Origin of the sequence: Brevundimonas mediterranea (assembly GCF_011064825.1) — a bacterium.
Classification (GTDB): domain Bacteria; phylum Pseudomonadota; class Alphaproteobacteria; order Caulobacterales; family Caulobacteraceae; genus Brevundimonas; species Brevundimonas mediterranea_A.
In genome coordinates, this window is sequence record NZ_CP048751.1 from 3,256,078 (window position 1) to 3,273,787 (window position 17,710).

Here is a 17,710-nt window from a genome sequence, read left to right on the forward strand (position 1 = left end):
GAGTTTTCCATAATGCTGAGACTCTAGGGTTTCTGGCCCGTTCTGTTCCGTAAATCTGCGATTCTTGTGCCGTAAATATGAGACTCGATGCCTCAAATGTTTTCGGCGCTACCATCGCGTTCGAGGTGCAGAGCGACGGCGGTGTAGATCAGTTCGTTCGAACTGACTTTCCTGCTGCTTGCCGTGTCGCGAACCAAAGCTGCAAATGATGCGGATACGGATATTGTGACGGCCGGCGCGTCGTTCTCGACCGCAAAGAAATGTCTGCGCCCTGGAAGCTCGGCTAAGACGAAACCCTGTACTATCTCCATGTAGAGATCCGACGCGCGCGCAGACTGATCTCGTGCCAAGGCTTTAATGGCGTCGTGTGCCTTTCGCGGCATGCGCAAAGACATATTTCTAAAGCGGGTGTCTGACGACGTGGTTAGTTTGGCGGTCAAGCTTTTCTCCATTGCGATGTGCAGAATCGCAAAGCTGGAGTCCGCCGTCTAGGGAGCTACGTCAGCGTAAGAGCGATGGCGGCCGCAGTTCTGGCCCGAAGAAGAAACGGACTAGGCCACCGAGCAGCACCTTCGAGAAACCGATGCAGATCGGAATCTGCGGCGCTTGCGAAGACAATAGCTAGAGGGTCTTTAAGCGCCAATTGTCCCAACGGACCAATTTGCCGTCGAGCTGAGGCCCTGCCGCCCAGATACCCGCCAAAAAAACTGTGCTCAACGACGAGTTCAAACCGAGAGGGGTCAGCAAGCACGGTGGCGAGCGCGTGCATACAACTGGATTGCCAAGCCGGCGAAAGTGATCGCATCGCTTTGAGGCCAAAGCGGAGGTTGCCCCAAAATGGGGTCTCGATCCCGTTGGGCAGCATTCGAACTGGTTGTTCTTGATCGCTCTTCCCAGGCGATAATAGGAGGTCGGCTAGGTCGAGGAATGTCGTCCGCGCCTTCGTCCATCGAGGCCCACAGCACCAGAAATGATCCAAGGGCGCTCCCCCCAGGGCAGCCATGCATGCCTCCTCAAAGACGATGACATATGCCGGCGGCACTTTCCTGGAGTGCCATGGCGTCGCCCTCCCCGGCTTGAGGAATGGGTCGCTGCGAAGATCGACTTCACGGAGCAGCTTCACTCGTCTCGTCCGCTCGCCGGCGACGATCACTGGGGCGAGGACGGAGGATATGATCGCATGGAGAGGAAGGCCGTGGCGGGAACACGTCGTCCGCCACACAAATAGCCACTCCCGGCGCAGATATTGGTCCCTTCCTTGCCGGGCATCCTCTTCAAGACACTCGCGACATGCCTTGCCTTGCCAATAATCGGATCTCTCCATCAGATCGTCGACATCCGCGTGGCGCCAGTGTCGATGGAGGCCTGATCGCTCAAGAACCAAGCCGGCCCCCTCCCCCAGGTTTCGCGCTGCCGCGATTAATTGAGGCGATGGTGCAAGGTCGTCGCTCGGAGCTTCGTTGAATCCTGGCGGCAGCAGGCCGCGCAGTTCCATCCGACGGACCCAAGAGCTCACCGCCTCGTCTGTGTATGGCTCAATCATCTCTTGCGAGGACCTCGCGTCCGCCGGCCTGCGTAGCGACGCGCTAGATCAAGGGCACCCAGTCGGGTAGCAAGTTCAGGGGCCTGGATGATCTCTGCGGTGATTTGCTCCGTGCCGATGCGGACCGCTTCGATTGCAGATTCCTTGATTAGATAAGCCGCGCGCCCGACATATCCTCCCGTTAATTCGTAGGCCGTATCGAGCATCTGAGAGGTCCACTCCGCAGTGAATTGAAGCGGCATCGCCTCTGAGAGCAACGTGACGAACTCCACAAAATCAGCCGGTGCGAGAGGAGCGAGTTCGACGATTTCGAACCTGTTTTCCAGCTGCTCATCAGCCTCGAACGCCATTTTGGCAGGCGGGGTGCCAAAGCAAAGAAGCGAGACCTTGTGGACGTTGCAGAGGCGACGGATTGCATTCAGGCACACCGCCCCGCGGACACCCGTAAAGACGCTCAGGTTGTTCGCTTCGTCGATGAGAAGCGCATCCGGTCGCAAGTCCTCAAAGAAGGAGTTGACGGCGCGGAGTAAGGTGCGCGCTGCGCCGCTTGGAATGTAGCGGTGACCGGCCTCCAGGATCGCTTCGTAAAACCTGCCTTCGTCTGCCTCTGTGGGCGCCTCAATCTCCAGTGTGACCGGCGGTCGGCCGCGTCCAGGAAGCGTTCCTAGCCTGCCCATCTCCATCATTAATTTCTGACGAAGAGCCGACTTTCCGGAGTTCGGCGGACCGGTGAACAAAAGGGCGCGGGGACGGATGCGCCCCGCGCTGAGGAGAGCCATCAGGGCCCTCTCCAATGCTGCGTCGCTGACCGGATTCGAAAGCCATCTGTCTCGGAGAATGTCGTCGAGACGGTGCAACTCGTTCGTTGGGGAGCCGGCAGGCAGGGAGCTCACCATTCCTCCACGATCCGTTTCGATTTGGCCAGCTTAGAGAAGACCAGATCGGTGATGATCGGTTTGGCTGGCTCGGGTTCGCCGTAGATGGTCTGCGCCACTTCCAAAGAGCGTTCCCCATGCTCGAGGCGCCGGCGAGCTCGCTTGGTGGTTGCGGCCTCGGAAGCGATTAGCGCCTCGCTTTCCTCGCGTTTGGCATGGATCATGTCCTCGTCCACTGTCGCCACCGCCGCCTCACGGAGGGCCTTTAGAGCGAGTTCATGCTCGCGCAATGTGAACGGCGCCTGGCGCTTGTACAGATGGACCCGTTCCCATCGCCCTTCCCACTCGACCCACACGAAGGACATATCTCTGGGATCGTATCTGAGATCGACTGCAACTCCGCCGCGCCGTACCGCCGCGCCCAACCAGGCCGACCAATAGCGAAGGCTTTTGAAATGGATCCCGGTATTGCGCAGCTTGCGACGATCGCTTGGCAAGAAGGCGAGCATGATGTCCACGGCTGCGCCCGGTGGCGCGTCCTTTTGCCGGAACCCTGCGTTCACACTCTCTTTCCAGCGAGATATGGGGGTGAAGCCGCCAATCCCTCGATGCGGCGAGATGTGATAGCGGCCTATCTGAAGGAACAGCCACCTCTCGAAGCCGTCCAGCGACATAACGGCTTTCGCTTCGCTGTCGTACTCGCCACGGTCGGACACATTGGAAAAGGTTGTTCCGGGCACGAGGTGCAGTTCACCCATTGTTGTCCCAATGTAGCGCTCGATCAGTGCGCCGTATCGGGGCTCCCTGACGGGCCGGAATTTTGGGGTGATGCCGTAGGTGATGAGGCCGCGCCTGAAGGCGTCCGACCGAAAATCTGAACCGTTGTCGGAGTGAACGATTTCGGGAAACCCCTGGCACGGCCAGTCCCAATCTTGCCCTGCTTGCTCTAGGAGCCCCTCCTTGGGAAGAAATGCTCGGAGCAGCGCCATGCCGGACTGGATGCGAGAAGGTTTGCCCAGACTGACGTAACAACCCACGCACATGCGAGTGTACGCATCGATGATCAGCGTGACGGTGGGACGACCGATAGGCAGGCGGAAACGGCGATCAACGAGTATGATGTCGCCTTCGGTGTGGTCGATGAGCCAGACTTGGTTTGGCCGTTCGGCGACGAATTCACCTGGTCGGGGCGTTGCGATTTCGGCGGCATTCTTTCCTCGACGCGCCTTTAGGCGGTCGTGCAAATCCAGCGCTTGTACGCGCGCCATCAGCCCCTTGCGTCCAGGCTGTTTTAAACCGGCCTTTCGGCAGCGTGCGCGAACCGTTGCCAAGACGTGGGCTACGCGCGGCTGCTGTCCGGACATGTAATCCTTCTGGAGAACCTCCAAAATGATTGCCTCGACTGCGGCATCGTACATTGAGGATCCCGGCGATCTTCCGCGCTTTTCGGGCAGAAGCGCAGATGCCCGATCATCCTCCTTCAAAAGGGCGATCATCCGGTAGGCTTTAGCCGTGGAAATATTCAGTTGCGCTGCAGCTGCATCGACCGCGGCTCGGCGCTTCCTGCCCATCTGCGCCAACGGCAGGAGCACGTGCCGCGCTTCAGCGGCGGCACGCCACGCGGCGTCCGGTTCGTCTGGCTCTTCGGCGTCTAGCAGGTCGACCGACATTCGGCGTCTCTAGGAACCTGAAACCCAAGGTTTTGAAAGGTTGCTGCTAAAATCGTGCTCGGCAAGACATTTTCGACGGGCGTGGGCGTCAAGTCCAATGCCAGGGTGCCACCCCCGGTATGCGGGCGAGCTGGGATGCTGTTGGATATCCCTGGAGTCAGAGTGGTCTCCGACTCAATCTGGATTAGTCCATCGATTCACCTGCGCCGGAAACTGACCGTGCTGGGGCTGACGTGCCCCTGAGTTTTCATCCAGCGGCGACCAGAGTCCTTGGGTTAGTTACGCCTCGCAGCGTGGGATGAGCAACAGGCCGGACCGCGCAGCTTTCATCCTGCGCAGCGGGTCGGCCTGTTGCGGTCAGACTGGCGGCAAAAGCCTCCGGGGTGAGGTAGCCGATTGATGAGTGCGGCCGGCGGGTGTTGTAGTCCAGCGCCCAGGCAGCGACCTTCTGGCGGGCGTGGTCGAGGCTAAAGAACAAGCTTTCGTTCAAAAGTTCGTCGCGCATCCGCCCGTTGAAGGATTCCACAAACCCGTTCTGGGTCGGCTTGCCCGGCGCGATGTAGTGCCAGTCGACGCCATGATCCTGCGCCCAGGCCAGTATGGCGGTGGACGTGAACTCCGTGCCGTTGTCGCTGACGATCATGGCAGGGCGGCCCCGCCGAGCGATCAGCGCGGTCAGCTCACGCGCGACGCGGCGTCCCGAGATCGAGGTGTCGGGGATCGCCGCCAGGCACTCGCGGGTGACGTCATCGACCACGTTGAGAATGCGGAAGCGGCGGCCCGTGGCGAACTGGTCGTGCACAAAGTCCAGCGACCAACGGGCGTTCTGCCTGACCTCGACCAGGATCGGCGCCCGCGTGCCGATGGCGCGACGACGTGAGCGGCGCTTGCGCACCGTCAGGCCTTCCTCGCGATAGAGCCGGTAGATCCGGTTCTTGCCCGAAGGCTCGCCCTCACGCCGCAGCAGCACGAACAGCCGGCGATAGCCGAACCGTCGCCGCTCCACGGCCAACGCGCGCAACCGCTCCCGCAGCGCCGTGTCCGGCGGACGGCAGGAGCGATAGCGCACCGATTTTCGATCGGCCTTGATGATGAAGCAGGCCCGCCGCTCGCTGACGCCGAACGCCGCCTTCAGATGGGCGACGGCCTGGCGCATCGCTGCGGGCCCTACCACTTTTTTGAGAGCAGATCGTTCAGCGCCGCTTTGTCGAGCATGGCGTCGGCCAGCAGGCGCTTCAGCTTTCCGTTCTCATCTTCCAGGGCCCGGAGGCGTTGGGCGTCCGACACGCTCATCCCGCCGAACTTGGCCTTCCAGGCGTAGATCGTGCCCTCAGACACGCCGTGCTTGCGCGCCAGCTCGCCCGCTTTCGCGCCGGCCTCGTTCTCCCGCAGGATCCCGATGATCTGCTCTTCCGTGAATCTCGCTCGTTTCATTCCGTCCGTCCTTTCAAGGGGCGGACTCTAGCTCCGCGTGGAGGAAATTCTCAGGGGCACGTCAGGGCCGACTCTAGGCGGTGGCACCACATATCATCTGTGTTGGGCGCGAACACCAAGATGGTCTTCAACGGTTGCCTCGCGCATTATGGTGTAAACCGGACGTTCGGAGGATCCGCCGCATGGATGATTTATCTCTGAGGTTTCTGGCTATGGCCGCTACGAGCATAACTGCCTTCCTACTCGGCGGCCTGGCGCTCAAAGGCCTGCGCATAATCTTCGAGAAGGTTTTCGCCGAGCGCATCAAACGCCTCGAAGATGAAGAGCGCAAGACGAAGTAGGCTCCGTTGCGGTCGGGTGACAGCAGCGCTTTGAATCAATGCCCCTCCCCTGTGATCTAAGACCCAAGCTAGGACTCAAGCTTGGCCAGTCTGTCTGCGGGAGATGTCAAAAACGACCGTTTCTGACATGGCGACTGGCCGTCTAGCCGCGCTCAGCCATTACAACGCGCGACTTGTGTCAAAACCCTGTCGCTGATTCAATGGGTCACTTCTATGAGCGCCAATGAGTTCTGACACATGCTGTTAGGTTACGCGCGGGTGTCCACCCCGGATCAAAAACTCGACCTCCAGATCGACGCTCTCGAAAAGGCTGGCTGCGAGCGAGTCTTCTCAGAAGCGGCCTCGGGGGTACGCTCGGAAAGAACAGCATTACGGGACGCGCTATCCCATGCGCGCTCGGGCGACGTCTTCATCGTGTGGAAGCTCGACCGTTTAGGGCGGACTGTTGGTCAACTCGTAGAGTTCGTGCGAAACTTACGAGAACGCGGTGTCGAGTTTCGAAGCCTTACTGATGGTATCGACACAACAACCCCTGCTGGTCGCTTCTTCTTCCATATGATGGCTGCATTGGCAGAGATGGAGCGGGACCTTATTCGCGAGCGGACGATGGCCGGACTAGCGGCCGCTCGCGCTCGGGGTAAGCAAGGCGGGCGCCGCCCTATCCTGTCCGAAAGGCAGTTGAAGCAGGCTAAGCTGCTTCTCGGCCACCCTGATCAAACTATGGAAGGGGTCGCTTCGTCCTTAGGCGTCTCTCGCAGCACGCTTTATAGAGCAATCGCAAGAAGTGCTGCAGCTGGAAAGCTCGGCAGCAGGTGATATCCAGCGTCCTCGATCAGTTTCAAGAACCCACCGGGCCACAACAAATAAGCTTACAGCCCCACTCCAGGCGCATCAGATCGCTGAGAGGGTCTTTCGGATGTCAAAGCGATACATCGCCAAGCCAACCGCCATAGGCGCCAAGGCTAGGGCTGACACCCTGACGGCCTCCATCGAATGTCCGATGCTCACACCCCAAAGGATAAACGTAAGCACCAGAAGCATTGAGGCTCCAACCAGCCACCCACCAAGCAGTTGGACCGAAGTACCGGACGTCAACTTCATCGAGCCTCTCCCTGTTCGAGAGCACAACTAGATCGGCCGGGTAAATACAATCCAAAGACGCATCCACTCAGGCCCAATCGGACTACAATGACTAGTTCAACGGGTGAGGCGTCCTACCCTTACTTCCGCTCAGACCGGCTAAGCGCCGCAGCAGGCATTCGCGAGCGCACCGTGCTGATTTCCACAATATCAAGATCCGTCGCCTAGACGCCCTTCAAAGATACTTCGTGATTTCCCGGAACTCGCCCATGGCCTGACGCGCCTCGGCGGGATCGCCCTCGGCCGCGTGGGCAAGGCAGTGGTCGATGTGGTCGTGGATGAGCGTCTTCTTGGCTGCGGCGACGGCCTTCTCGATCGCGTGCAGTTGCTGCGCCAGGTCCAGGCACGACCGCTCCGCCTCGATCATTCCGATCACAGTCCGCAAATGACCTTCGGCGCGCTTGAGCCGCTTGATGACGTCCGGGTGGGATGCGTGAGAAACATGAGCCATGGAATTTGACCTATCCCCCTGGAGGGGATACGGCAAGATGAAATCACGCTGACCGACCGGCGATCAGCTTCACATGCGACGCATCGAAACGATGTGGGCGGAGATCAGGAGGATAGAGCCGAACACAGTGCTCCAGACGGTCCAGCCATGGCCCGCGACTTCCGTCGCACCAAACACCAGGGATCCCACTCCCAGTACGGCGACGGCTTTGACAGCGATCTCGACGCTTGGGCGACGCAGGATCGACAGATAGGCGAACGTCGCCGCCACTAGGGCGAAAAGCCCATGCAGCCACTCCGTCGTGGCCAGGCCGACCAACGGAAGAACACTCGCCAGCACCGGCGCCGTCAAACAGTGGAGCAGGCACACCACGGACAAGCCGGCGCCCAGGACGTCTTCAGAACGACGAGGCGTGAGGGCTTCCGACAACGATATTCTCCAATGTTACGCCGTAACATTTACCCCTGTCAGTCAGGCATTGAAAGATGTTCTCTCCGCTTCGAAACGCCGCATATCGGCACCTCTTCATCGCTCAGGTCGCCGCCCTGCTGGGGACGGGCATGGCGACCGTGGCCCTGGGACTGTTGGCGCACGACCTCGCGGGCGCGAACGCGGGCGAAATCCTCGGCGCCGCCCTGGCCATCAAGATGATCGCCTATATCGGCGTCGCGCCGTTCGCGAGCGCCCTTGCGGCGCGCTTGCCGCGCAAGACGCTGCTGGTCTGTCTGGATCTCGTTCGCGCGGGCGTGGCGGTCGCCCTGCCCTTCGTCGGACAGGCCTGGCAGGTCTACGCCCTGATGACCGTGCTTTACGTCGCCTCTGCCGCCTTCACACCGGCGTTCCAAGCCATGATCCCCGATCTTCTCTCGGACGAGGCCGAATATACGAAGGCCCTGTCGCTCTCGCGTCTCGCCGCCGATCTGGAGAGCGTGGCGAGCCCTGTGGTCGCCGCCCTGCTGCTGGCCGTCATCAGCTACAACAACCTCTTCGTCGGAACGGCGATCGGCTTCGTGCTTTCGGCAGGCTTCGTGGTGACGGCGCTTCTGCCCCGTCCGTCATCAGCCCAGCCCCTGCCGTTCCTCAAGCGACTGACCGGCGGCGTGCGGCTGTTCGCCTTCACGCCTCGGCTGCGTGGCCTGCTCGCGGTGAGCCTGGCCACGGCGGCGGGTGGGGCCATGGTCTTCGTGAACACTGTGGTCATCGTACAGTCCGTGTTCGACCTGCCCCAGCAGGCGACGGCCTGGGCGCTCGCGGCGTTCGGGGCCGGGTCCATGACGGCGGCCGTCGTCCTGCCCCGTATCCTCAATCGACTGAAGGACCGCACCGCCATGCTGATGGGGGCCGGCATCATGACCTGTGTGCTTCTGGCGGGGGCCTTGATTGCCCGGTCCTATCCGATCCTGATCGGACTGTGGATCGTGATGGGCTTCGGTTACTCGCTCACCATCACGCCGGCCGGTCGCGCGCTTCGCCGGTCGTCGAGCGCCGGGGACAGACCTGCCCTGTTCGCCGCACAGTTCGCCTTGTCGCACGCCTGCTGGCTGATCGCCTATCCGGTGGCGGGTCTCGTCTCGGCCGAAGCGAACCCGACGGCGGCCTTCCTCGTCCTCTCGGCGCTGTGCGCCGCCGGTCTCGTGCTGGGCCTTGTCGTTTGGCCGGCGCATGACCCGTTGAATGTGGTGCACAGCCACGATGGACTGACGACGGACGATCCTCACCTTGCCGAGGGCGTAAGGCTCAAGGACGGCGGCGTGGTCCACGCCCACCCGGTCGTCATCGACGACCAGCATCGGCGTTGGCCGAAATCATGAGGCGCTGGTGGAGCGCAAGCAGGACAACGCTCCACCAGAACCCATGACGCGCCTTCGATCAGCACGTCATACAAGTCAGGTCACACGACCCGCTTGATCTCCGTATAGGCGCCCTGGGTTTGCAGGGTGATGGTCACCGGCGCACCGGTGCGGTTACGCCAGAACCAGCCGTGGGCGCCGGTGAAGGCGGCGGTCAGTTCGCCCGACTGCTGCTGCGCCGAGCCCTTGCCGTAGGCGTGGTAGGAAAGGCCTGGACGGTCAGCGTGGGTGTCGAAGTTGATCTTGCCGCCGCTACTGGTCCAGGTGAACCGCGCCTTGGCGCCCTCGACCATCACCAACTTGATCTCTGCGCCCTGGTCGGGTGCGAGCGTGAGCACGGTTTCATCGGTCCGCACCTCGGCGGTCGGCGCAGGTTGGACGGCCGGCGCAGTCGGCGAAGGACTGGCTGCGGGAGCGGTCGCCCCGGCGGCAGGTGTCGCCACATCGAGCGGCGGCGCGGCGGAAAGCCCCGATCCGGCGGCGGCGTCGGCGGCGGCGTCCGCTTCGGCCTCGGCTGCCAGTTGAACCTTGATACGACCCATCTCGGTCAGGCCGAAAATGGAGCCGACGCGGGTCGGATCGACCCCGTATTCGGACGGCATGACGATGGTGACCAGAAGCACGGAGGCGACGGCGGCGGCGATGCCGGTCGATTTGAGCAACTGCCCGGTCGAAGGCAGGTCGGAACGGGCGGGACGGTTTGCGTTGTACATGGAAGGTCTCCGATCACATGACGAAGAAGCCGACGAGCTGATAGCCCGTCAGGAGGAAGCCGAGGGTCATCAGCACGACGTTGGTCAGATAAGCGTGTTCCCAGAAGCTGTTCGAACGCCGCCAGAAGCCCATCAGGATGAGGATGCCGCCCAGGGCGAGCAGTTGCCCGATCTCGACGCCGATATTGAAGGCGACCAGATTGAGGAACAGGCCGTCAGGCGAGAGTTGGAAGTCCTGAAGCTTGGTCGCCAGGCCGAAGCCGTGGAACAGACCGAAGATCAGGGTCGCCCCCTTGGTCGAGGGCTGGAAGCCGAACCATCTCTGGAAGGCGCCCATATTGTCGAGCGCCTTGTAGACGACCGACAGGCCGATGATGGCGTCCACTACATAGCTGGAGACGCTGATATTGGTCAGGACGCCGAGCAGCAGGGTGGATGAGTGACCGATGGCGAACAGGGTCACATAGATGCTGATGTCCTTCATCCGGTAGAGGAAGAAGATCACGCCGAACAGGAACAGCAGGTGGTCGTAGCCGGTGACCATATGTTTGGCGCCGAGATAGACGAACGGCCAGAACAGGAAGCCCGAGGTCTCCTGGATATAGCCCTTGTCGCCTTCGGCGACGCCGTGAGCGAGGACCTGGCTGAGCAGGCCCTCCATGAAGAGGAATCCGATCACGAGGAGCGCGAGGGTCCAGGGCGATCGGAGCCACGACCGGGGGTCGTGACGCGCGATTGACGTCATGATTTCTCTTTCGATGTGGGAGGGATTGTGGCGCGATCGTCGGCGCCCTTTCGGATCGACCATCTCAGCCAAAGCCGAGCGGGCCTTTCCCAGAAGGCGTGAAGCGCGAAGGCCGCGCCGATCGTCAGCGCCAGCAACACCGCCGCTTCCCACAAGGGGAGACGATAGGTGCTGTCGACGCCGTGCAGCAGAGCCATGCCGTTCTTCCAGATGATCAGAAGCGGCAGGTGGACGAGATAGAGAGCGTAGGAGGCCTCGCCCGCCTCCACCGCCCAGGGGTGCGCGGCGAACGCCGCGTCCGTGCGCGCCAGCAAGGCCAGGGTCAGGATGACCAGACCCGCCACCGCGACGGTCAGCCGCTCGTCGGCGGCGAAGTGCATCATGGCCAACAGGGTCACAACGCTGAGCCCCGCCGCCAGTCGAGTGACTGTCGGTGAGAGCTTCAGCCGGGCGCCGAGCTGATAAAGGGCCACGCCGTACAGGAACTCCGGTGCGATCCTGAGCACGCCGAGAACAAGCTCGGCATGGGTCAGGATTTCGCCGAAACGCCAGCGATAGAAGGCGTCCAGTGCGACGAAGCCTGCGATCGCAAGCCCCAGGGTGAGCCAGGGATTGCGGCCGGAACGAAGACCGATCCAGGCGAACACCGGAAAGGCCAGATAGGCGGCCCATTCGGCGGACAGGGACCAGGACGGCCCGTTCCATTCGTTCGGGACAGACGCGGGCAACCAGGCGTGGATCATGCCCGCCGCCGCGACGAGCCCGGCGAACGAATAGCTCTGGCTGTCGAACGGCTGGCCCAGGGCCACGGCGACGCTGACGATCACGACCATCAGCACCAGCATCAGGCCATGCGCCGGATAGATCCGGGCCATGCGTGCGGTCAAAAAGCGTCCATAGTGGAACGTCCCGTCGCGCACCTGACGGCCATAGACGTGCGACAGCACGAAGCCCGACAGGATGAAGAAGAAATCGACCGCGAGGCGAGCACGCTCGATCAGGCTGACGCCCATCCCGCCCTCGGCGACGATGTTGAGCTGATAGTGGAACAGCACCACGCCGAGGGCGAGCCAGAAACGGATGCTGGTCAGGACCGGCATCCGTTCGGGAAAGGCATGGGTCGGCGCGACTGGGGGAATCCCGCCGACCCCGCCGCCGCGCTTTTCAGGAAGCGCGGCGGTCATCAGACGTTCCGGCGCCCGTTGCGGAACGGCAGATGATCCAGAAGCCCGCGCCCTGACCGCTCACCCGAAGGCGTGCGACCGTGAACGAGGCTGTAGAGGGCCGGGAGGACCAGCAGCGTCAGCACCGTCGAGGAGACGATGCCGCCGATGACCACGGTGGCCAGCGGACGCTGCACTTCCGCGCCGGCGCCCACGTTCAGCGCCATCGGCACGAAGCCGAGGCTGGCGACCAGGGCGGTCATCAGCACCGGGCGAAGGCGGGTGAGCGCCCCTTCCCGGATGGCTTGAGGCACAGGCTGCCCCTCGGCGATCAGCGACCGGATAAAGGTCACCATCACCACCCCGTTCAGCACGGCCACGCCCGAAAGCGCGATGAAGCCGACGCCCGCCGAGATCGACATGGGCAGACCACGCATCGCCAGGGCCGCCACGCCGCCGGTCAGGGCCAGAGGCACGCCGGAGAAGACGATGGCGCTGTCCTTCCAAGAGCGGAACAGGGCGAACAACAGACCGAAGATCAGCAGCAGCACCGCCGGCACAACCAGTTGAAGCCGTTTGGCGGCGGAGATCAGCTGTTCGAAGGTGCCGCCATAGGTGACCCAGTATCCAGCCGGCAGCTCCACCTCCCGTTCGATCCGCTCGCGGGCCTCTCCGATGAAGGAGCCCAGGTCGCGATTACGGACGTTGGCGGTGACGACGATGCGGCGCTTGCCGTCTTCTCGGCTGATCTGGTTCGGACCGGTTTCGAGCCCGATCGTGGCAATCTCGCTGAGAGGTACGAAGCCGCGCGGTTGACCGTCCGCCGCCGGCAGCGGCACCTGGATGCGGCCGATGGCGTCGGTGTTGGATCGCAGATCTTCGGGCAGGCGCACGACGATGTCGAAGCGACGGTCGCCTTCAAAGATCTGACCGGCGGTCGTGCCGCCCATCGAGGTCGCGATCACCGACTGGACGTCATCGACGCTCAATCCCAGACGCGCGATGGCGGCCCGGTTCGGCGTGATCTGCAGCATCGGCAGGCCGGTGACCTGTTCGGACTGCGGATCGGCCGCGCCGGGAATGGCGCCGACGATCTCCTCGATCTGAGAGCCGAGCGCCACCAGTTGATCCAGGTCGTCGCCGTGAACCTTGATGGCCACATCGGCGCGGACCCCGGAGAGCAGTTCGTTGAACCGCATCTGGATCGGCTGGGTGAACTCGTACTTGCTGCCGGGGATTTCATTCACCGCCTCTTCCATCTCGCGGACAAGCTGGAGTTTCGGCTTCCTGGGGTTCGGCCATTCGTCGCGGTCCTTCAACAGGATGAAGGTGTCGGCGACCGAAGGCGGCACCGGGTCGGTGGCCACTTCGGCGGTGCCGATCTTGGCGACAACCCGCTCCACTTCCGGGAACTTGGCCAGCCGGGCTTCGAGCGCGGTCTGCATCTCGATGGCCTGGCTCAGGCTCGTGCCGGGAATACGAAGGGCGTGCATGGCGATGTCGCCCTCGTCCAGGTTCGGCACGAACTCCGAACCCATCCGCGAGGCGACCACGCCCGAAATCGCCACAAGAGCGACGGCGGCGCCGATCATCAGCACACGCGCCTTCAACGCGAAGTCGAGCGCGGGCTGATAGCCCACACGCGCCCAGCGCATCAGGAAGCTGTCCTTCTCCTGAACCTTGCCGGTGACGAACATTGCGACCGCAGCCGGAACGAAGGTCAGTGACAGGATCAGGGCGCCGGTCAGGGCGATGACCACGGTGATGGCCATGGGGTGGAAGGTTTTACCTTCGACCCCGTCCAGGGCGAAGATCGGCACATAGACCAGGGTGATGATCAGCACGCCGAACAGGGACGGACGGATCACTTCGCTGGAGGCCTCGGCCGCCAGTTTGAACCGCTCGTCGCGTGTCAGCAGTCGACCGTGGTGATGCTGCGCCTCGGCGAAACGCCTCAGACAGTTCTCGACGATGATGACGGCGCCGTCGACGATTAGACCGAAGTCCAGAGCGCCGAGGCTCATCAGATTGCCGGACACCCCGGCCTGGACCATGCCGGTGATGGTCAGCAGCATGGTGATCGGAATGACCGCCGCCGTGATCAGGGCCGCGCGGATGTTGCCGAGCAGCAGGAACAGCACGACGATAACCAGAAGCGCGCCCTCGACGAGGTTCTTCTCGACGGTGGCGACAGCACGTTCGACCAGATTGGTGCGGTCATAGACCGGCGAGGCGACCACGCCCTTGGGCAGGGCCTTGGACGCCTCCTCCAGTCGAGCCGCCGCCGCCTGGGCCACGACCCGACTGTTCTCACCGGCCAGCATAAGAACGGTGGCCAGCACCGTCTCCTTGCCGTTTTCCGTCGCCGCGCCGGTGCGCAGTTCCTCTCCCAGCCCGACTTCCGCGACTTCCGCGACCCGGATGGGCACGCCGCCGCGCGTCGTGATCACGACGTTGGACAGATCCTCCTGCGTCGCGGCCTGACCGGGCACCCGGATCAGCCACTGCTCGCCGTAGCGTTCGACATAGCCGGCGCCGACATTGGCGTTGTTGCGCTCCAACGCCTCAACCACTTCGCTCATGGTCACGCCATAGGCGGCGAGCCGTTCGGGGCGCGGGGTGACGTGATACTCGCGCACGAAGCCGCCGATGGTGTTGACCTCGGTGACGCCGGGCGTGTTGCGCATCTGCGGACGGATGACCCAGTCCTGAAGCGTGCGCAGATCTTCCGGGGTGTACGGCGAACCGTCGGGCTTGCGCGCGCTCGGCTCGGCCTCGATCGTGTACATGAAGATCTCGCCCAGGCCGGTGGCGATCGGCCCCAGCTCCGGCGACAGGCCCGGCGGCAACTGACCGATGGCGGTCTGAAGCCGTTCATTGACCAGTTGCCGCGCCCGGTAGACGTCCGTACCGTCCTCGAAGACGACCGTGACCTGGCTCAGGCCGTAGCGCGAGACCGACCGGGTGTAGGACAGGCCCGGCACGCCGGCGATCGCCGTCTCCACCGGGAAGGTGATGCGTTGTTCGGCTTCGAGCGGCGAATAGCCGGGCGCCTCCGTGTTGATCTGGATTTGGACATTGGTGATGTCCGGCGTCGCGTCGATGGGCAGCTTCTGGAAACTCCAGACGCCGACCGCCGCCGCGACCAGGACAAGCGCCATGACGACCCAGCGGAACCGGATCGACAGCGCGATGATGCTTTCAAGCATGATGCGCGCGCCCCCTAGTGATCGTGGCTCGCGCCGGACTTGTCGATGTCCGCGCGAATGAGGAAGGCGCCGTCGACGACATAGGTCGTGCCGGGCTCGATGCCGCCGAGAACCTCGGTCCACTCATCGGTACGACGCCCCAGTTCGAGCATCCGCACCTCGTAGGTGTCGCCGACCTTGGCATAGACCACGGTGAAGTCGCGGAAGGGCTGGAGCCCTTTGGTCTTGACCGCCAGCGGCACTTCACCGGCCCCGACCTGAACTACGCCCTCGACGCCGAGCCCCGGCCGCCAGACGCCGCCCTGGTAGGGCAGCTCCACATGGGCGACGAGCGTCTGGCTGAGCACGTCGTCCGAGGGCAGGATCGCTTCGATCACGCCCGTCGCCGTGTGTTCGCCGGCCAGGCTCTTGAGCTCGACCCGCTGCCCGACGCGCACCCGCTCCGCATCGCGCGGATAGAGGAAGAACTCCGCATGAAGGCGCGTCGGATCGCCGATCGTCAGCATCGGCGGACCGTTGCCGGTAATCTGACCGGGGTTGGCGTTCTTCGTCGTGATCACGCCCGAGATCGGCGCGGTCACCGAATAGGTCTGCAGGCTCTCGCTGGATTCGACCCGCGCCAGAACCTGTCCGCGCGACACCCGCTGGCCGAGCTGAACGTTCAGCGAAACGATGCGGCCCGGATAGCGCGCAAACACCTCCGCCTGACCTTCAGGCGTGATCTCCACCCGACCCGACAGGGGCAAGGTCTCGCCCAGCACGGCGGGGCCGGCCCGTTCCGTCGTCACCCCGCCCGCCTGAGCGGCCTGGGACGAGATGATCGTGCGGCCCTCGTAGGACTGGTAGGTCCAGTTCGACCGCTTCCCGGCGCGCACGGCGTTGACCGCCACGTCGAAGGAGTGCGGTTCGAATACCACGCCAGGGCTGGCGAGGTAGTCGTTCTCCGGGGCGAAGATGAAGCGATCGACCTTCGGACCCAGGCGCGTGAGGGCCATGGTGACCTGGACCTGGCGCGGATCGACCGGCTTGTCGTTCACATAGGGATAGAGGCGGAACAGGGGCTCCGGCCCTTCCTCGTAGATGGTCACCTCCAGAGCGAAATCACCGTCACGGAGCAGACGACCGTTATGGGGTCCGCGCTCGTAGTCGGCCGCCGCAGCGGCTTCCGCCTCGCTCTCGGGCGCCGCCTTTTCGGCGCCGCCGCCGCATGAGGCCAAGGCCAAGGCGAAGGCCGATACCGCCGCGCCATAGGCGATGAGCGGAGTTCTGATCTGTCTCATTGTGGAGTCTCCATGCCGAGCAGGTCGGCGTGCGCGCCGGTCAGGCGATCAAGGCGGGCGCGGTCGTTGTGGAAGGCCTGAAGCACCGTCACGCGACGGGCTCGGCTCTGCAGAAGGGCCGTCTGTGCGGCCATGACGTCGTTGTAGGTGAAGCCGCCGCGCGCGAACCCGTCACGGACCAGGGTCACGGCCCGCTCCGCCTGCGGCAGGGTCTCTTCGCTGATGCGCCGGACCTCGTTGGCCTGGGACAGCAGCAGGACCTGGAGGCGAGCGATTTCGCGATCCAGTTCGATCCGTCTCGCGCCGAGATCCGCCTGCGCGGCTATGCCTTCTGCCCTGGCGCGGTCGATGGCACCCTGGTTCCGGTCGTAGCGTTGCAAGGGGATGGATCCGCCGACGACCAGCGACAGGTCGTTGTTCCAGAAGTGGCGAACGCCGACGCTGACGGTGGGATCTGCGACGGCTCTCGCCTCCTCCACCCGCACCTGGGCGACTGCCGCAGCCTGGCGCGCGCGGAACACGTCAAGATCGGCTTCCGCGACTTCGCCGGCGACCACGCGCGATGCGCTGGTGTCTTCGAAGGCGGTCGGATCCAGACGGAAGTTGACCGTCCCGTCCCAGTATTTGCCGATCATGATCGCCGCCATGCGCGCGGCGACCTCGGCCTGATCGAACTCGATCTGGGCCTGGGCCAGTTCAGCCTCGGCGCGGGCTCCGGCGAACAGAGGATCGCGCGCGGCGTTGACCCGCCGCTGCACCTCGTTCTGGAAGCGCTCCGCCATGGTGAGCCGTTCTCTGGCGATCTCGACCTGGGCCTGAGCTGCCATGGCGTCGGACCAGGCGCGCTGCACCCGTTCCAGACGATCCAGTTGGGCGACCCGCGCCTGTGCGGCGACCAACAGGCCTTCGCTACGCGCCAGGCTGGAACGGGCAGGACGGTCCCCGCCGCGCTCGATCCTCTGCTCATAGGTCAGGGTGGTCTCGGTGCGGTCGAGGATGTCGCCCCCGCCCAACGTTGGCAGGTTCTCGACCATCAGTCCGAGCGTCGGATTGGGGCGCACCCCGGCCTGGCGCACGCCGGCTTCGACAGCGCGCAGTCGCGCTTCGTAACCCGCACGCGCCGGGTCGGCGACGATGGAGCGCCGCAGCGCCTCTTCGAGCGACAGGACAGGCGAGGCCTGGACGGCCTCGGCGGACGGCGTCGCCTGGGCGAACGCCGGTGAAGGCAGCGATACGGTCGCCGCCAGGACGAGAGCAAGGGCGGACATGGCCGCGCCTCGCCCCCGCCATCCGGCG

The 17,710-nt window shown here is 63.7% G+C and carries 15 protein-coding genes; 3 read left to right on the forward strand and 12 right to left on the reverse strand.

All coding sequences use genetic code 11. The annotated features are described in order from the left end of the window. Nucleotides 1-92: 92 nt before the first annotated feature. The 4 genes from GYM46_RS16015 to GYM46_RS16030 all read right to left on the reverse strand — a co-directional run bounded on the left by GYM46_RS16015 (nt 93) and on the right by GYM46_RS16030 (nt 5,522). Complete coding sequence (locus GYM46_RS16015; protein WP_156494639.1) at nt 93-440, reverse strand: hypothetical protein; 348 nt, start codon at nt 438-440, stop codon at nt 93-95. Between the two features lie 1,099 nt (nt 441-1,539). Then, nucleotides 1,540-2,439, reverse strand: coding sequence for a TniB family NTP-binding protein (locus GYM46_RS16020; RefSeq protein ID WP_174085111.1), 900 nt, complete (start codon nt 2,437-2,439; stop codon nt 1,540-1,542). Beyond that, entirely contained in the window at nt 2,433-4,088 is a 1,656-nt protein-coding gene (locus tag GYM46_RS16025; RefSeq protein WP_066551550.1) for a Mu transposase C-terminal domain-containing protein, read from the reverse strand. Before GYM46_RS16025 ends, GYM46_RS16020 begins: the two co-directional genes overlap by 7 nt. A 247-nt stretch (nt 4,089-4,335) precedes the next feature. Further along, nucleotides 4,336-5,522 (reverse strand): IS3 family transposase gene (locus GYM46_RS16030; protein WP_115616106.1). Its coding sequence is split into 2 segments (ribosomal slippage): nt 4,336-5,261 and nt 5,261-5,522, totalling 1,188 coding nucleotides; the frame shifts between segments, so codons are not numbered across the junction. Nucleotides 5,523-5,704: 182 nt separating this feature from the next. On the opposite strand from GYM46_RS16030, the gene GYM46_RS16035 reads away from it, so the two are divergent. Both GYM46_RS16035 and GYM46_RS16040 read left to right on the forward strand, forming a co-directional pair. Next, nucleotides 5,705-5,863, forward strand: a complete 159-nt coding sequence (locus tag GYM46_RS16035; RefSeq protein WP_156494638.1) for a hypothetical protein — start codon at nt 5,705-5,707, stop codon at nt 5,861-5,863. A 237-nt stretch (nt 5,864-6,100) separates the two neighbouring features. Continuing rightward, the gene (locus GYM46_RS16040; RefSeq protein ID WP_164952718.1) at nt 6,101-6,679 is read left to right on the forward strand and encodes a recombinase family protein; all 579 of its coding nucleotides are present in this window, start codon (nt 6,101-6,103) and stop codon (nt 6,677-6,679) included. 499 nt (nt 6,680-7,178) lie between these two features. Here GYM46_RS16040 and GYM46_RS16045 read toward each other — a convergent pair whose 3' ends face one another. Beyond that, nucleotides 7,179-7,454, reverse strand: a complete 276-nt coding sequence (locus tag GYM46_RS16045) for a metal-sensing transcriptional repressor (protein WP_066551548.1) — start codon at nt 7,452-7,454, stop codon at nt 7,179-7,181. Between the two features lie 69 nt (nt 7,455-7,523). Continuing rightward, the gene (locus GYM46_RS16050; RefSeq protein ID WP_164952719.1) at nt 7,524-7,883 is read right to left on the reverse strand and encodes a MerC domain-containing protein; all 360 of its coding nucleotides are present in this window, start codon (nt 7,881-7,883) and stop codon (nt 7,524-7,526) included. Nucleotides 7,884-7,939: 56 nt separating this feature from the next. Here GYM46_RS16050 and GYM46_RS16055 point away from each other — a divergent pair, with 56 nt between their 5' ends. Next, nucleotides 7,940-9,265, forward strand: coding sequence for an MFS transporter (locus GYM46_RS16055; RefSeq protein WP_066551547.1), 1,326 nt, complete (start codon nt 7,940-7,942; stop codon nt 9,263-9,265). Between the two features lie 80 nt (nt 9,266-9,345). On the opposite strand, the gene GYM46_RS16060 is transcribed toward GYM46_RS16055, so the two are convergent. The 6 genes from GYM46_RS16060 to GYM46_RS16085 all read right to left on the reverse strand — a co-directional run bounded on the left by GYM46_RS16060 (nt 9,346) and on the right by GYM46_RS16085 (nt 17,682). Further along, nucleotides 9,346-10,017, reverse strand: coding sequence for a transmembrane anchor protein (locus GYM46_RS16060; protein WP_066551546.1), 672 nt, complete (start codon nt 10,015-10,017; stop codon nt 9,346-9,348). Between the two features lie 13 nt (nt 10,018-10,030). Next, nucleotides 10,031-10,696, reverse strand: a complete 666-nt coding sequence (locus GYM46_RS16065; protein ID WP_335621858.1) for a HupE/UreJ family protein — start codon at nt 10,694-10,696, stop codon at nt 10,031-10,033. A 62-nt stretch (nt 10,697-10,758) separates the two neighbouring features. Beyond that, complete coding sequence (locus GYM46_RS16070) at nt 10,759-11,946, reverse strand: acyltransferase family protein (RefSeq protein ID WP_164952720.1); 1,188 nt, start codon at nt 11,944-11,946, stop codon at nt 10,759-10,761. Continuing rightward, nucleotides 11,946-15,134: an efflux RND transporter permease subunit gene (locus GYM46_RS16075; RefSeq protein WP_066551543.1), complete on the reverse strand. Its 3,189-nt coding sequence runs from the start codon at nt 15,132-15,134 to the stop codon at nt 11,946-11,948. The genes GYM46_RS16070 and GYM46_RS16075 overlap by 1 nt, the downstream gene beginning before the upstream one ends. A 14-nt stretch (nt 15,135-15,148) precedes the next feature. After that, nucleotides 15,149-16,414, reverse strand: coding sequence for an efflux RND transporter periplasmic adaptor subunit (locus tag GYM46_RS16080; RefSeq protein WP_066551542.1), 1,266 nt, complete (start codon nt 16,412-16,414; stop codon nt 15,149-15,151). Further along, entirely contained in the window at nt 16,411-17,682 is a 1,272-nt protein-coding gene (locus tag GYM46_RS16085; protein ID WP_231868785.1) for a TolC family protein, read from the reverse strand. The genes GYM46_RS16080 and GYM46_RS16085 overlap by 4 nt, the downstream gene beginning before the upstream one ends. Nucleotides 17,683-17,710: the final 28 nt, after the last annotated feature.

What these genes read in the sequence shown, in the direction of transcription:
- GYM46_RS16085 (WP_231868785.1), bottom strand. Translation starts at nt 17,682, where the DNA reads ATGTCCGCCCTTGCTCTCGTCCTGGCGGCGACCGTATCGCTGCCTTCA.
- GYM46_RS16070 (WP_164952720.1), bottom strand. Translation starts at nt 11,946, where the DNA reads ATGACCGCCGCGCTTCCTGAAAAGCGCGGCGGCGGGGTCGGCGGGATT.
- GYM46_RS16080 (WP_066551542.1), bottom strand. Translation starts at nt 16,414, where the DNA reads ATGAGACAGATCAGAACTCCGCTCATCGCCTATGGCGCGGCGGTATCG.
- GYM46_RS16035 (WP_156494638.1), top strand. Translation starts at nt 5,705, where the DNA reads ATGGATGATTTATCTCTGAGGTTTCTGGCTATGGCCGCTACGAGCATA.
- GYM46_RS16025 (WP_066551550.1), bottom strand. Translation starts at nt 4,088, where the DNA reads ATGTCGGTCGACCTGCTAGACGCCGAAGAGCCAGACGAACCGGACGCC.
- GYM46_RS16020 (WP_174085111.1), bottom strand. Translation starts at nt 2,439, where the DNA reads ATGGTGAGCTCCCTGCCTGCCGGCTCCCCAACGAACGAGTTGCACCGT.
- GYM46_RS16075 (WP_066551543.1), bottom strand. Translation starts at nt 15,134, where the DNA reads ATGCTTGAAAGCATCATCGCGCTGTCGATCCGGTTCCGCTGGGTCGTC.
- GYM46_RS16055 (WP_066551547.1), top strand. Translation starts at nt 7,940, where the DNA reads ATGTTCTCTCCGCTTCGAAACGCCGCATATCGGCACCTCTTCATCGCT.
- GYM46_RS16045 (WP_066551548.1), bottom strand. Translation starts at nt 7,454, where the DNA reads ATGGCTCATGTTTCTCACGCATCCCACCCGGACGTCATCAAGCGGCTC.
- GYM46_RS16060 (WP_066551546.1), bottom strand. Translation starts at nt 10,017, where the DNA reads ATGTACAACGCAAACCGTCCCGCCCGTTCCGACCTGCCTTCGACCGGG.
- GYM46_RS16040 (WP_164952718.1), top strand. Translation starts at nt 6,101, where the DNA reads ATGCTGTTAGGTTACGCGCGGGTGTCCACCCCGGATCAAAAACTCGAC.